Origin of the sequence: Chitinophaga alhagiae, assembly GCF_003568665.1 — a bacterium.
Taxonomy (GTDB): domain Bacteria; phylum Bacteroidota; class Bacteroidia; order Chitinophagales; family Chitinophagaceae; genus Chitinophaga; species Chitinophaga alhagiae.
Map to the genome: position 1 here is coordinate 1,337,263 of NZ_QXMH01000001.1, position 15,340 is coordinate 1,352,602.

A 15,340-nucleotide genomic window follows, 5' to 3' on the forward strand; every position below is an offset into this window, starting at 1 on the left:
ATTTTGCCCGGATCAAAATAACAGGATCATGAAGAGCAGACTTTTTTTACTGTGCGTGCTGGTGCTCAGCAGCATGGTTACCTACAGCCAGTCCGTACCGGTATTTACGGCCGGCCAGGAAGGGCACCGCAGTTACCGCATCCCCGCCATTATCGGGCTTCCCAACGGCCACCTGCTGGCATTTTGCGAGGGGCGTGTACACAACGCAGGAGATTTCGGGGATATCAACATTGTGATGAAACGCAGCACAGACGGCGGCAAAACATGGAGCGCCCTGCAGGAAGTAGTAGACTATGACTCCCTGCAAGCTGGCAACCCCGCGCCGGTTGTAGATACCAGAGATCCCGCCTTCCCCGGCGGCCGCATCTTCCTTTTTTACAACACCGGCAACAACCACGAAGGAGAAGTGCGGAAAGGGAAAGGATTGCGCGAGGTCTGGTACAAAACCTCCGCAGACAATGGCGCCACCTGGTCTGACCCGGTGAACATCACCGCCCAAACGCACCGCCCTTCATTTCCGCCGGCCTATTCCTTTCCGGAAGACTGGCGCAGCTATGCCAACACGCCCGGCCACGCCATGCAGTTTGAAAGCGGGAAGTTCGAAGGAAGGATATTTGTTGCCGCCAACCACTCCGCCGGGCCGCCGCAACCGCACTTCCGGGATTACCGCGCGCATGGTTTCTATACCGATGACCATGGCAAAACCTTCCGCCTTGGCGGGAGCGTAGCTGTTCCCGGCGGTAACGAGGCCATTGCCGCGGATATTTCCGGCAGCCGCCTCATGATGAACGTCCGCAACCAGCAGGGCGATGTGCGGGCCAGGATAGTGGCCGTCAGTAAAGACGGCGGCGCCACCTGGGATACCGCCTATTTTGACCGCAACCTGCCAGACCCAGTATGCCAGGGCACGCTGCTCACGCTGCAACGCCGCAAAAAAGGGCATGTACTTGCTTTCTGCAACGCGGCAGACACCACCCAGCGGGATAATCTCACCTTGCGCATCAGCACCAACGATGGTAAAACATGGAAAAGAAGCTACGTGATAGACCGCTCCCCCGGCGCGCTGAAAAGCAGCAAAACCGCCTATTCGGACATTGTGCGGCTGTCCCGCAGGGCTGTGGGCGTGCTGTATGAAAAAGACAATTACAGCACCATCACCTTCGTTCCCGTAAAGATCAAATTATGATACGGCGCCTGCTAACATTGCTGCTGCCGTTTGCCGCCCACGCCCAGCCGGCGCTGATCCCCGCACCGCAGCAGGTAAGCTGGGACGCCGGGCATTTTGAAAAAGCGGCCTGCCGGTACCTGCTGCCGGCGGATGACATGTTCAGGCGGGAGGTACGGCTGTTGCAAACCCTCTTCCCGCAGGCCAGAATGGCGCAGGGCAGCAACAATTACGTGGTGGTCCGCCGCGGCGGCAACCGGCCGGAAGGGTACACCCTGCAGGTACACCCGGACAGTATTGTGATAACGGCCCAGGACGCGGCCGGCGCGTTCTACGCCATACAGACCCTGCAGCAACTGGCCCGGGGCAACAGCAAGATACCGGCATGCCGCATTACAGACTGGCCGGCCTTTGCCTGGCGCGGCTACATGGTGGACGTGGGCAGGAACTACCAAAGCATGCCGCTGCTGAAACAGCAGATCGATGTAATGGCACGGTACAAGCTGAACGTTTTTCACTTCCACCCCACTGAAGACGTGGCCTGGCGGCTGGCCTGCAGGCAATATCCTCAACTGACGGCGCCGGAGCACATGACACGCAACAAAGGGAAATTTTATTCCGAAGCCGACATGCGGGAATTGATAGCGTACTGCCGTGACCGTTATATCACCCTTGTGCCGGAAATAGACATGCCCGGCCATAGCACCGCCTTCAGGCGCGCCATGAAAACAGACATGCAGTCAGACACAGGGCTGGCCATCGTGAAAAGCATCCTGCGGGAATTTTGCGCCACGTACGATGTACCTTATATACACATCGGCGGTGACGAGGTACATATTTCCAACCGGCAATTTCTGCCGGAGGTAACAGCGCTGCTGCATTCCCTGGGCAAACAAACCATTGGCTGGAGCCCCGGCGGCAACCTGCACCCCGGCACGCTCCGCCAGTTGTGGATGAATGATGGCGCCACGGATACTTCCCTGCAGTATGTAGACTCCCGCCATCTTTACCTGAACCATATGGACCCGCTGGAAACCGTGGCAACCCTGTTCTTCCGGGAAATAGACACGGCCATGAAAGGCGCCACGCTGTGCCTCTGGCACGACCGGAAGGTGCGGCATGAAGATGACCTGCTACGCATGAACGCTGTATACCCGGGCATTCCGGCCTTTTCCGAACGTGTCTGGAAAGGCGGCGGGTACCCCGGTTGGGCCGCCGCCATCGGCGCGCCCGGCACGGCAAAAGCCACCTCTTTTGCCGCTTTTGAGCAACGCCTCCTGCAGCACCGGCAACGCTATTTTTCAACATTATCTTTCCCTTACGCAGCCCAATCCGCATTGGTATGGGACCTGTACGGCCCCTTCCGGAATAATGGAGACCTTGCCCGTGATTTTGATACTACCGGCGCACCGGCGCTGCAAACCGTGGGCGGCACGGTTATTCTCCGCCACTGGTGGGCGCCGAAAGTAACGGGCGCTTTACCGGCGCCGGAAGAGAACACCACCTGGTACGCTTACACCAGGATCTGGCGCAACAAGGCAGGCCCTGAAAAGTTCTGGATAGGGTTCAACAACTTTTCCCGCTCCCCGAACACAGACTCACCGCCCGCCCGCGCGTGGGACAACCGCCACAGCGCCGTATGGGTAAACGGCAGCCTGGTGCCGCCGCCCCACTGGAAAAGGGCCGGGCAAAAGGGAGACAGCGAAATTCCGCTGGTGGATGAAGGATATGAATACCGCGCGCCGGTAATCATTCCCCTGCGCAAAGGCTGGAACACCGTTAAAATAAAAGCGCCGGTGGGCAGCTTCAAAGGGCCGGACTGGCATAACCCCGTGAAGTGGATGTTCACCTTTATACCCGCGCCGTGAAGGTGCTACGCTTTATTGATCCTGTGCAGAAGGCCGGTCAGGTATACTGGCCGGCCTTCTTTGTACCTCCGCTGTAGCGGTGTTACGCGCCATTGATCCTGACAGAGGGCCGGTCATGCACAGTCACCGGCCCTCTTTTGTCTCCTGCCTGCCGCTCCAAATATTCTATCTTTACAAAAAAAAAGATGCCCGTTGTACCCACCACGGATTACAAGGCTCCCTTTCTGCTGCGGAACCGCCACCTGCTGACCATTTTTCCCTCCCTGTTCAGGAAAATAAAAACAGCGCGGTACACCCGTACGCGCATCCGTACAGCGGATAACGATTTTATTGATCTTGACCTCAGCAGCGTGAACAGCCGCAAGCTGGTGATCATACTCCACGGGCTGGAAGGCAGCTCCCGCAGGCAGTACGTTACCGGTATGGTCAACATTTTCAATGAAGGCGGGTATGATACGGTTGCCATGAACTTTCGCGGGTGCAGCGGGGAAAGCAATGAGGCCCTCCGCTTTTACCACAGCGGCGAAACCGGGGACCTGCAAACCGTGGTAGAGCATATGGCCGCCACCGGCCGGTACACGCACCTTCACCTGGTGGGTTTTTCCCTTGGCGGTAATGTGACCCTCAAGTACGTGGGCGAAAGAAGTACGGGCATTCTTCCCCTGGTCCGCTCCGCGGTGGCCATTTCAGTGCCCTGCGATCTGAAAGATAGCTCCCTGGAACTGGAAAAACGGCATAACGCCATCTACATGAAACGTTTCATCCGCTCGCTGGGCGCCAAGCTGGAAGAGAAAGCCCTTCGTTACCCCGGTAAGATCTCGCTGGAGCGGTTTGACGAGATCCGAAACTTCAAACAGTTTGACGACCGCTACACAGCTCCCATGCATGGCTACAAGGACGCAGAAGAATACTGGGCCCGCAACAGCTCCCGGCAATTTCTGCCCGGCATCCGCATTCCCACACTGCTCATCAATGCACTGGACGATCCCTTTCTTGGCAAGGGCAGCTTTCCTTATGAGGAAGCGGAACAAAACCCCTTCTTCCACCTGGAAACCCCGCAAACCGGCGGGCATGTGGGGTTTGTGACCTTTTCAGGCAAACATTACTGGTCTGAAAGAAGGGCTTTCCAGTTCATTCACGAGCATCCCTGAAAACGGGCTTGTACATCAATGGCCCGTTTTACAACGGGGCCTGCGCGCTTATTCTGATGGCAGGCTGCCGCCCGCCCCGGCCGTGAACAGCACTACGTCTCCCTGTTCCGAAAAAAATTCCGGAAAAACATTTATTCGTAGATTTGGTATATGGAAAAGACCCAAACCCTGGAAGAATTTTACCGTGCCAAAGACCTCCAGGTACCCGGCGGCCTGGAGAAAGAGATCGGTCATTTCAACGTTTTTAACTCGGCGGAATTTGTGGGGCGCGAAGCCAGGCCCCTGCCTTACAGCCGTCGTGACTTCTACAAGGTGGCCCTTGTAAGCGGCAGGAACCGTTATTATTTCGCGGACAAGGTAATAGCAGTAGAAGACCACGCCCTGATGTTTGCCAACCCGCAGGTGCCCTACCAGTGCGAGCATCTTTCTGAAGAGCAGGGCGGTTACTTTTGCATATTCACGGAAGCGTTCTTCCACCAGTTCACCTCCATCAGGCTGCTGGATTTCCCCGTATTCAGGCCGGGCGGCCAGCCCGTTGTACACCTGCCCGCGGCGCAGGTACAACCGGTGCGGGACCTCTTTGAGAAAATGCTGGCGGAGCTGCAGGCTGACTATACGTATAAATACGACCTGCTGCGCAATTATGCACTGGAGCTGATCCACACCGGGCTCAAGATGCAGCCCGCGCAGGAAGTACATGCCCACGGCAACGCGGCCGGGCGCATCTCCACCATGTTCAGCGAGCTGCTGGAAAGGCAGTTCCCCATCCAGTCTCCCGTACAACAGGTCAACTTCCGCACGGCCATAGACTTTGCCAACCAGTTGTCTGTACACGTGAACCATCTCAACAAGGCGCTGAAAGACACTACCGGTAAATCTACCTCCGAGCTGATAGCGGAGCGCATTGTGCGGGAAGCCAAAATGCTGCTGCGCCATACAGACTGGAACGTATCTGAAATAGGCTACTGCCTTGGTTTCCAGGAGCCGGCCCACTTCAATAATTTTTTCAAGAAAAAAACGCAGGTAACGCCCCGCTCTTTCCGCACCGTTTGATTTTTGCAATTTTTGGTTTGAATTGATTAACAGCCGTGGCCATCCGCCGCGCTAGTTTTGTGCTATCAAAAACAACACACATGGCACAGCAACAAGTATGGTATGTTACAGGCGCTTCACAAGGCTTTGGCCTGGTACTCGTAAAAAAACTGCTGGGGCAGGGGTACAGGGTAGCCGCTACGTCGCGCAAAAAGGAAACGCTCGTTAACGCGGTGGGGCAGCATGAGAATTTTTTGCCGCTGCAAACAGACGTAACAGACGAACAGAGCGTATTGCGGTCCGTACAGGAAACGGTGAACACCTTCGGCACTATAAACGTGGTGGTCAACAACGCCGGCTACGGCCTCATTGGCACGCTGGAAGAGCTGTCAGACGCGGAAGTGCGCAACAACTTCAATGTAAACGTATTTGGCCCGCTGAACGTGATCCGCCATGTAATGCCGGTATTGCGCGCGCAAGGCAGCGGCACTATTTTCAACATTTCCTCCATCGGCGGGTTCAACGGCGCCTTTCCCGGTTTCGGCAGCTACTGCGGTACCAAATTTGCGCTGGAAGGGCTTTCCGAGTCACTGGCCGCGGAGGTGGCGCCCTTTGGCATCAGGGTGGTGATTGTCAGCCCCGGTTACTTCCGCACCAATTTCCTTTCCGCCGGATCGCTGGCGGTGCCCGCAAACCCTATTGCGGCGTACACCTCCACCCGCCAGTCACAGATCGCGCACCAGCAGCAGATCAACGGCGCGCAGCCCGGAGACCCGGAGAAAGGCATTGACGTGATACTGGCGGCCGCCCAGGCCCAACAGCCGCCGCTCCACCTGTTCCTGGGGCCAGACGCCTATCAGCTGGCCCGCCAGAAAATGGCGGCGGTGGAGGGAGACCTGCACAGCTGGCAGCACCTGGCCACGGCTACGGATTTCAACTGAGCGGGGGGCCGCCCGCCAGGGAAACAAACATGATGCGGGAAAAACATTTTAACACGCTCCCTTCCGGGGCCGGCGCCAGCGCCGGCCCATTTTACAAAGACTTTGCCCATCCATCCCCATTTGCCGGAAATTCCGTACCTTTGCGGATATTTCTATATCCCCTCCTCGGCAAAAGCCGCAGTCAGGTTCATTAAAATGATGTGTGGATATACAATCTAGCCATCCTTCCCTTCTTTTTAAGCAGGATTGTTAGCATCATTTTAGCAAAATCATAACATATTGTCATTCGAGAAATTAAGTCTCATTGCGCCCATTTTGCGTGCGCTTGAAACACAGGGTTATCATACGCCCACACCTATCCAGAGCCAGGCCATACCCATCGTATTGCAGAAGAGAGACCTGCTGGCCTGTGCGCAAACCGGTACCGGTAAAACGGCTGCCTTTTCCATTCCCATCCTGCAATTATTATATCAGGAAAAACAAACGGCGCAGGTGCCGGACAGGCATATCAAAACACTGATACTTACGCCCACCCGCGAGCTGGCCATCCAGATAGCAGAGAACATCAGGGATTATGGCGCGCATACCGGCATCAAACACCTGGTCATTTTCGGGGGCGTATCCCCGCAAACGCAGATACAAGCCCTGAGGCATGGCACAGACATACTGGTGGCCACGCCGGGCCGCCTGCTGGACCTCTGGCAGCAGGGCCACATCAACCTGCGGTACATCCGCCAGTTTGTGCTGGACGAGGCAGACCGTATGCTGGACATGGGTTTTATTCACGATGTAAAAAGGGTGATCACCAAACTCCCTGAAAAACGCCAGACGTTGTTCTTCTCCGCTACCATGCCGGCAGAAATTGCGGGCCTGGCCAATTCCATCCTCACCAACCCGCTGAAGGTAGCGGTAACGCCCGTTTCCTCCACTGCTGAAAAAGTGGAGCAGCGCCTTTATCATGTGGATAAAAGCTCCAAACGCGCGCTGCTGGTGCATGTATTGAAAGATGCGTCCATCTCCAGCGCCCTGGTGTTTACCAGGACCAAACATGGGGCGGACCGGGTGGCCAAGGAGCTGAACAAAGCGCAGATAGCCGCCAGCGCCATACATGGAGACAAGTCACAGAACGCCCGCCAGCGCGCCCTGACCGATTTCAAGGCAGGCCGCATCCGCGTGCTGGTAGCAACAGACATTGCCGCCCGCGGTATTGACGTGGACAATCTTTCGCACGTGATCAATTACGAAATACCCAACGTACCGGAAACGTACGTGCACCGTATTGGCAGAACGGGCAGGGCGGGCGCCAGCGGTATAGCCCTCTCTTTTTGTGAAGCGGAAGAGCTGCCGTATGTGAAAGACATTGCCAAACTGATAGCGCAGGAAATTCCGGTGATCAAAGACCACCCTTTCCCTGCCAGCCAAACTTCTGTGACCGCCACGGTGAAACCCGTACCGGCCGTGCAGATGCGGCAATCATCTTCCCAGCAGGTAGCGGCCAAGAAGCGGAACAACCGCCCCAACAGGTGGCGCGGCGGCCGTGGTAACCGGCAACAGCAGGCGTAGTGCATATAGGAACGAGAAACAACCGCCCAAACAGGCGGCGCGGTGACCGTGTTAAAGGGTGCCGCGCATAGAAGAATAAGAAAAGGACGTTTTACATGTTGAGGGCAAGGGCAGACAGGCGCCGATCCTCCAACTGCCTTCAGGCAGCAATTACATGTAAAACGTCCTCTTTATTTTTTGCTACACAACAGCGTTACGATTTCTTTTCTTTCCTGAACACCAGCGTATCCGTTGCCAGCACGGGCATGTGGTACCCGCCCGTATCTATCTTCACACGGGGCATGCGCTGTTTCAGCGTGGTTACTTCCGCAGGGGTTACAGCGCTTTTATAGAGATACACCTCCCGCAGGGCCTTGTTCTGGTGCAACGCCTGCAGGCCTTTGCCTGTTACTTTGGTGCCTACCAGGTTGAGGTACATCAGCGATTTGCTGGCGGCCAGCGCCGGCAGGCCTGCGTCTGTTACCGCGGTATTCTCCAGGTGCAGGCGGGTCAGGTGCGGCAGTTCCGCTATGGCGGCCAAGGCAGAATCCCCAACCTGTGTGTTGGACAGCTTCAGCCAGGCAATGTGAGATTTGAGGGGCAGCAGCAGTTCCGCTTCGCGGTTACCGAACGCCGCGGCGTTGATGGCATTGATCATCACATACCCGCTTTGCGCGGCAACAGGCATCACTTTTACGCCAATAGCCTCCAGCGCTTCCACGTCTTTTTCTGACGGAGCGCCGGCTTCCGCTTCGGGAATGAAAGGATTGGCCTCCCCGCCCCGGGACGGCTGCAGGGATTCCAGCACCAGCTGTATGCGCGGCGTTTTATGGAGGTCTTTTACCGTGGCCGTGGGCGAAGCGCCCTGCGCTATCCACCAGTAAATAATTTCTACCTGCTGCGGGTTCAGCTGGGGCTTGCCTTTGGGCGGCATGCGCTTGTCATCGTCTTCAGACAGCACCAGGCGTTTATACAGTTCGCTCATTTCCGGCAGGCTGTCTTTCAGCACCGGGCCGTTCTCGCCGCCTTCCTGGATGTGTTTGATGCCATCCAGCCGCAGGCCGCCTTTCAGCTTTTGTTCGTTGTGGCAGCCATAACACTTCTGCTCCAGCACGGGGCGCACCAGCTGGTCATACACTTTTATTTCTTCCGGCGGGCCGGTGAGCGTGGCCGCGGCCGTTTTCTTTTTGCCCAGCGGCAGGGCCGCGGTCAGGTAATCATCTCCATGCGTGAGCGTGCCGCCATAGTGGCCGGCGGCAGACAGCAGCAGCACCATTACGCCGGAAACTGCCAGCCAGCTCTTTTTGAAGAGGGTGTACCTTCTCAATACGCATAACAATACGGATATAACGGCTACGCCTATCCCCAGCCACATGTGCAGGGCCAGCGCGCCGTCATCGTACCCGCCGGAGAGAGACAGCAGGTAACCCGCTACGCAGGCGGCCACGGCAGACACCGCGCCGAATATCAGCACAGGCAGTACGGCCGCGCCCAGTATGGCCAGCCTCCTGTGCTTGCTCAATGCTTCCAGTACGAACGCCACCAGCAGCATGCCAATGGGCAGGTGTACCAGCACCGGGTGAAAGCGCCCGAAAAACAGGCCCCAGCCGGTCTGCGAAACTTCCAGTAAGATCGTCATTTCCCGTACCGCGCTTTTAAGAGTTTCATCATATGTACGTTAATGTCCCACTGGTTGGCTACTGCCTGCCGGGTATACGGCAGGGCGGGCATATAGTCTACCGGGCCAAATTCCGTAAGCACCGTCATCACTTCCCCTTTTTCTCTTTTGCGGCGGGCAATTTCGTCCCACCAGGCAAAGTGCGCCTTTACCGCGCCTTCCCATTCCGGTGCGCGGGGGTCATTTACCTGCGGCCCTTCCGGGTGGCCAATGCGCGCATGCACGTGCTCCGCGCGGGAAAGCGCCATGGCTACGGTTTCCTGCTGGTCTTGCAGCAACGACTCGTGTACGTTGCACCAGTGGGAAATATCCAGCGTGAGGCGGAGGGCGGGCTGTGTTTCAATAAAGCGGCGGGTAATGTGGGCGGCAAACATCATGCGGGAGCGGTGCGTTTCATGACACACCGGTATGCCGCTTTGCTGTGATATGCGGGTGGTTATTTCAATCAGCTTGGTGTTCTGCTCAAAAGAAAAATGATCTCTCCCGGAGTGGCAGTTAATATACAGCGGGCGCTGCCTTTGCTGGCCGGTGGCGGCTTTCAGGGCCGCTTCAAATTGTTCCGCATGTTTGGCATAATCGCTGCTGCCGCTGCCGCAGAGAAAACCTATTTCCAGCTGGTATTTGGCCAGTGCGGCAAACAGGGCGTCCTGCGCCGCCGCATCGCCCGGCCACCACATTTCAATACCGTCATAACCGACCTCTTTGGCGCGGCGGCAAAACTCGTCCGTACTACCCTGAAAGCCCCAGTTGGTGGCCAGTACCACCAGCCTGAAACCGGCTGCCGCAGGGGTTTGCTGTTCTCCGGGAGCGGTGCTGAACGCCGGCAGGGAAGGCAATAAAGACGTGGCCCCCGCGGCGGCGGATTGTTTGAGAAAGTTCCTTCTGTTCAGTTGCATAGGTTAGCTTATAATTTCTTTTATAACGTGGCCGCCCACATCTGTCAGCCTGAAAGGCCGGCCCTGGAAGTGATAGGTCAGTTTTTCGTGATCAAAACCCAGTTGTTGCAAGATGGTAGCGTGAATATCGTGAACGGCCACCTGGCCTTTTACAGCGCTGAAACCGATCTCGTCCGTTTCTCCCCAGGTAACGCCCTTGCGGATGCCGGCGCCGGCCATCCACATGGTAAATGCTTCCGCATGGTGGTCCCTGCCCAGGAAAGGCATTTCCTTGCCTTCGCGGTTTTCCTGCATGGGCGTGCGGCCAAATTCGCCGCCCCACACCACCAGCGTTTCATCCAGCAGGCCGCGTTGCTTCAGGTCAAGCAGCAGCGCGGTAATGGACTTGTCTATCTCGCGGCACTTGTTGCGCATGCCCAGGTCTACCGCCGTATGCTCGTCTGTGCCGTGGGCATCCCAGCCCCAGTCAAACAGCTGCACGAACCGCACGCCTTTTTCCACCAGCTTGCGGGCCAGCAGGCAGTTGTTGGCAAAAGATTCCTTGCCGGGCTGCGTGCCGTACAGTTCATGAATATAGGCCGGCTCACTGCTGATGTCCATTACGCCGGGTACGGAGATCTGCATTTTGTAGGCCAGCTCGTATTGTGAAATGCGGGAAAGGGTTTCCGGGTCTGAGAAGGCTTCGTATTCCAGCTTGTTCACTTCATTGATGGCCTGTATGGACTGGTACCGCAGATCGCGGTCCATGCCGTCGGGATCTGTGATGTACAGCACGGGGTCTCCCTTGGAGCGGCATTGCACGCCCTGGTATACAGATGGAAGAAAACCGCTGCCCCACACGCTTTTACCCGCATCGGGCGTTTTGCCGCCGGAGGTGAGCACCACAAAACCGGGCAGGTTGCTGTTTTCAGAGCCCAGGCCATACGTTACCCAGGCGCCGGTGCTGGGCCTGCCCAGGCGGGCGCTGCCGGTGTGCATGAACAGCTGGGCCGGGCCGTGGTTGAACTGGTCTGTTTGCACGGCTTTCAAAAAGCTCACTTCGTCTACCATGCCTGCAAAGTGCGGCATATAGTCAGACACCCAGGCCCCGGACTGGCCATGCTGTTTGAAGTTGGCCTGCGGCCCCAGCATTTTGGGCACACCGCGGATGAAGGCAAATTTTTTTCCTTCCAGCAGTGACTGCGGGCATAACTGGTTGTGCAGCTTTTGCAGTTCCGGTTTATAGTCGAACATTTCCAGCTGCGAGGGAGCGCCGGCCATGTGCAGGTAAATAACACTGCGGGCGCGGGCGGGGAAATGCGGGGCTTTCGGGTCAAGCGGGTTGAGGCTTTGCGGCATGCCGCCGCCGTTGCCGGATGAGGAGAACAAGTTGCAGCCTCCCAGCAGCGACGTGAGCGCCGTGGCGCCCAGGCCGGTCACACAATTTTGCAGAAAGTGCCGGCGGGAAAAATACCGGGCGGCCTGTTCGTTTGCTTCTTTTATGAGTTTTGCTGACATGATCTTAGGATTTGGATAAGAACTCATCCAGGTTGAGAATAGCATTGGCAACCACCGTTAAAGCGGCCAGGTGCGCGTCTTCACCGGCCTGTACCAGGGCGGCCGCGTCCTTGGGCGCTTTGCTGTATTTTGCCTGTGCCTGTGCATACAGCTTTTCCAGTATGCCCAGCCGGGCCGGGTCAATATCTTTGAACATGGCGGCTTTATAACCTGCACGGATACACGCTGCTTTGTTTGCACCGCCGCTTGTTTTCATTTTGAGGGCCAGGTGCCGGGCCGCTTCCACAAACACAGGGTCGTTCAGCGTTACCAGCGCCTGTAACGGCGTATTGGTGCGTATCCTCCGCTGCAGGCATACCTCGCGGCTGGAGCCGTCAAAGGTGACCAGTGAGGGGTACGGGCTTGTTCTGCGGATGTAGGTATATACCGCGCGGCGGTACTGGTTGCCGTCTTCGCTGGTTTTCCAGGCCTGGCCGCTGTACACCGCCTGCCAAATGCCTTCCGGCTGGTAGGGCATTACGCTGGCGCCATACATGCGTTCACTCAGCAGCCCGCTTACGGCCAGCGCCTGGTCCCGCACCTGCTCCGCGGTGAGGCGGAAGCGCGGGCCGCGGGCCAGCAGCCGGTTGGCGGGGTCTTTTTCCTGCAGTTCAGGGGAGCTGCGGGAATCCCGCCGGTAGGCGGCAGACATCACCATTTCTTTCAGCAGGGCTTTCATGCTCCAGCCATGGGTATTCATAAACCGGTAAGCGAGGTAATCCAGCAGGGCGGGATGAGACGGTAAAAACCCTTGCGTACCAAAATCTTCCTGCGTTTCCACAATGCCGGTGCCGAACAGTTGTTCCCAAAAGCGGTTGACCATTACACGCGCGGTAAGCGGGTTCTCCTTGCTGGTCATCCACAGCGCCAGCCCCAGGCGGTTACGTGGCGCGTTGGCGGGGAAGGGATTGAGCGAGGCCGGTACATCGGGTTGCATCTGCTCGCCTTTCACCAGCCAGTTGCCCCTTTCAAAAACATGCGTGGGGCGGAACATCTCTCCCGGGTTTTCCACCATTACCGGTACGCTTTCAGGAGCGGCGTTCACCAGTTTCATAAAAGCCGTTTCTACCGTTCTATACCCCGGTTCCCCTTTGCCCGGCAGGTCTTCGCGGAAGGCCATCCACTCCACCGCGCAAACGGACTGCAAGGGTTCCAGGCTGCTGTTGCGGAATACGAAGAACAGGTTGTGGCGGCCCTCCAGCGGCTCAATGGGCACGTTGATAATGCCCCTGCCTTTTTCCAGCCGGGTGCGGCCAATAACGGGGCCGGTTAAACTGTTGGCCCGTATCTCCATGGAACCGCCGTCGTTCCTCGTCCAGTAAAACATCAGCAGGTTGCCCCTGCCGTTCACCGGCGCGTCTTTGAGGCGGCAGCTGCCACCGTTGCGGATGCTGAGGTATTTGGTATCTGCCAGTTCCCCGTTTACGAACGAGTCATGGTCATGCGCATGGATCTTGGGCTCCAGGGTACGGAGAAAATCCCGTATCTCTTTTTCTTCATCTTTCCCGGCATGGCCGGCTACCCAGGCGGCTACCGTATCTACCTGCCTGCGGCCAATGCTGTCATACAGCCGCAAGGTGGGGTATTCTCCGGGCGTATCTTCATCGCGGGTATTATTGAGGAAGGCCATCAGTTTGTAATAGTCCTCAAAGTGGAACGGATCGTAGGGATGGGCATGGCATTGCACACAGGCTATGGTAGTACCCTGGAACACTTCCATGGTGGTGTTTACACGGTCTATTACAGCGGCGGTGCGGAACTCTTCATCCTGCGTGCCGCCTTCGTCATTATTCATGGTATTGCGGTGAAAGGCGGTGGCTATCATCTGGTCATCCGTGGGGTCCGGCAGCAGATCGCCGGCCAGTTGCTCTACCGTAAAGCGGTTGTACGGCATGTCTTTGTTGAACGCGCTGATCACCCAGTCCCGGTAGCGCCATGCTTCCCGCTTGGCATCTTTTTCGTACCCTTTGGAATCCGCAAAGCGCGCAAGGTCCAGCCACATGGCGGCCCAGCGCTCCCCGTAATGCCGTGAGGCCAGCAGCGTGTCTACCATTTTCTCATAGGCGCCCGCGCTGTTGTCTGCCAGGAAAGCGGCCATCATGTTATCTGCGGGCGGCAGGCCGGTCAGGTCCAGGCTGAGCCTGCGCAGCAGGGTTACTTTATCTGCTGCCGGCGCGGCGCCCAGGTTTTCTTCCTCCAGTTTTTCGTTGATATAAAAATCTATACCGGCTTCTTTTTCTTTGGGCGCTGCAGGAGCAACGTAAGCCCAGTGTTCGCCCCATTGCGCGCCCTGTTCTACCCAGCGGGTGAGGATGCTGATCTCTTCCTTGCTGAGCGGCGCGCTTTTATAAGGCATGCGCTCTTTAGGGTCTTTGCTGTGAAGGCGGCGGATGAACTCGCTGCGGCCCGCATCTCCGGGAATAATGGCGGGATGGCCGCTTTTGGTGTTGCCCAGCGCTTCTTCGCGGAACAGCACACTGAAGCCGCCGCTTTGTTTTACGCCGCCATGGCAACTGATGCAATGTTTGTTGAGAATGGGTTTTACTTCGGAACTATAATCGACCTGCCTCCGGCTACTGCAACCCGCAAACTGGGCAGCAGCCATCATAAAGACGCATGCGCACAGCACGGCCCGGTACGTGGAGTAATAATACATTTGCTTATCGTAATACTTAATAATGAGTTTAGCACCCGCCCCTTTCCGTTGTTGAATCTATGTCTTTTTCTGCACTGTTGCTGCTTCCGGCGGAATTTGATTTAAATGTACAAAAAACCCTTCTAGTTGCAAAACGATAAAAAATAGTTGATTTTCTTATAATTTGAAAAATCCGATACTTTATAGCAACAAATATATCTGTTGCCAGGCGCGGTTTTGAACGCGGTTTCCTATTTTTATGACATTACATATCAGCTCCTTTGAACAACCATAAGTAAAGGGCTCCGTTGAACCGGGGCCCTTTGCGTTTTTAGGGGGTGGCGGATGGCCGGAAAGCTCAAAACTGATGCTATTTTACCCTTTCTCTCTTTCGGTTCTCCTTCGCTTCTCGTTCGCTTCACGTTCGCTTGAGGTTCGGTTGAGGCTACTGTTAATATACTATCAATAAAAGGCCTCCCGTTTGCACGGGAGGCCTTAACAAATTTTAACCCGCCACGGGGGGTTGGTATGGGTGGCTAACAAAAAAAATAAGAAGGGTGAAAGAATTCACCCCCCGGTATATGCATACATTAGACATGAGACTATCTTGAAAAAAATGCTGCCTCAAAAGGCTGCACCACGTTGGCCATAGTCCGGTATTGGGGTATGGAACGATGAAAGGCCGGACCGGCAAAAACGGCTCCGGGAACCCTTCCGGGTACCCGCCGCCTGAAAATGCCTTGCGAGTCGCTCAGCCAGACTGGCCTTTACGGATCCACGTCCGTAATCCGGAGCTTCCCTTTCCCAACCGGTTTGTTTGACCGGGTGCGATGCATTCCTTTGAATGCGGGGGCTCCCATACTTATAGAGTGATTTTAATGGGGGTCAGGGTGAAT

10 protein-coding genes are annotated in these 15,340 nt (G+C 56.6%); 6 read left to right on the forward strand and 4 right to left on the reverse strand.

Going from position 1 to position 15,340, the window contains the following annotated elements:
* Positions 1 to 28: 28 nt before the first annotated feature.
* The 6 genes from D3A97_RS05235 (at position 29) to D3A97_RS05260 (ending at position 7,720) form a co-directional block, all read left to right on the forward strand.
* A complete protein-coding gene (locus D3A97_RS05235) occupies positions 29 to 1,186 on the forward strand; it encodes a sialidase family protein (RefSeq protein ID WP_119077349.1) in 1,158 nt (385 codons plus the stop codon).
* A complete protein-coding gene (locus tag D3A97_RS05240; RefSeq protein ID WP_232825853.1) occupies positions 1,183 to 3,033 on the forward strand; it encodes a family 20 glycosylhydrolase in 1,851 nt (616 codons plus the stop codon). Before D3A97_RS05235 ends, D3A97_RS05240 begins: the two co-directional genes overlap by 4 nt.
* A 185-nt stretch (positions 3,034 to 3,218) precedes the next feature.
* Positions 3,219 to 4,184 carry a YheT family hydrolase gene (locus D3A97_RS05245; protein ID WP_119077351.1) on the forward strand — a complete coding sequence of 322 codons (966 nt, stop codon included), beginning with the start codon at positions 3,219 to 3,221 and terminating at the stop codon, positions 4,182 to 4,184.
* A 150-nt stretch (positions 4,185 to 4,334) separates the two neighbouring features.
* Positions 4,335 to 5,237: a helix-turn-helix domain-containing protein gene (locus D3A97_RS05250; RefSeq protein ID WP_119077352.1), complete on the forward strand. Its 903-nt coding sequence runs from the start codon at positions 4,335 to 4,337 to the stop codon at positions 5,235 to 5,237.
* A gap of 80 nt (positions 5,238 to 5,317) precedes the next feature.
* The gene (locus D3A97_RS05255) at positions 5,318 to 6,157 is read left to right on the forward strand and encodes an SDR family NAD(P)-dependent oxidoreductase (RefSeq protein WP_119077353.1); all 840 of its coding nucleotides are present in this window, start codon (positions 5,318 to 5,320) and stop codon (positions 6,155 to 6,157) included.
* A 279-nt stretch (positions 6,158 to 6,436) separates the two neighbouring features.
* A complete protein-coding gene (locus D3A97_RS05260; RefSeq protein WP_119077354.1) occupies positions 6,437 to 7,720 on the forward strand; it encodes a DEAD/DEAH box helicase in 1,284 nt (427 codons plus the stop codon).
* Positions 7,721 to 7,913: 193 nt separating this feature from the next.
* Here the strand turns inward: D3A97_RS05260 and D3A97_RS05265 are convergent, their stop codons facing one another.
* Genes D3A97_RS05265 through D3A97_RS05280 form a run of 4 tightly spaced genes read right to left on the reverse strand, consistent with a single transcriptional unit; the run spans position 7,914 to position 14,417 of the window.
* Complete coding sequence (locus D3A97_RS05265) at positions 7,914 to 9,338, reverse strand: c-type cytochrome domain-containing protein (RefSeq protein WP_119077355.1); 1,425 nt, start codon at positions 9,336 to 9,338, stop codon at positions 7,914 to 7,916.
* Positions 9,335 to 10,273, reverse strand: a complete 939-nt coding sequence (locus tag D3A97_RS05270) for a twin-arginine translocation signal domain-containing protein (protein WP_119077356.1) — start codon at positions 10,271 to 10,273, stop codon at positions 9,335 to 9,337. The genes D3A97_RS05265 and D3A97_RS05270 overlap by 4 nt, the downstream gene beginning before the upstream one ends.
* Positions 10,274 to 10,276: 3 nt before the next feature.
* Complete coding sequence (locus D3A97_RS05275; protein ID WP_119077357.1) at positions 10,277 to 11,770, reverse strand: DUF1501 domain-containing protein; 1,494 nt, start codon at positions 11,768 to 11,770, stop codon at positions 10,277 to 10,279.
* Positions 11,771 to 11,774: 4 nt separating this feature from the next.
* Positions 11,775 to 14,417, reverse strand: a complete 2,643-nt coding sequence (locus D3A97_RS05280; RefSeq protein WP_198673872.1) for a DUF1553 domain-containing protein — start codon at positions 14,415 to 14,417, stop codon at positions 11,775 to 11,777.
* Positions 14,418 to 15,340: the final 923 nt, after the last annotated feature.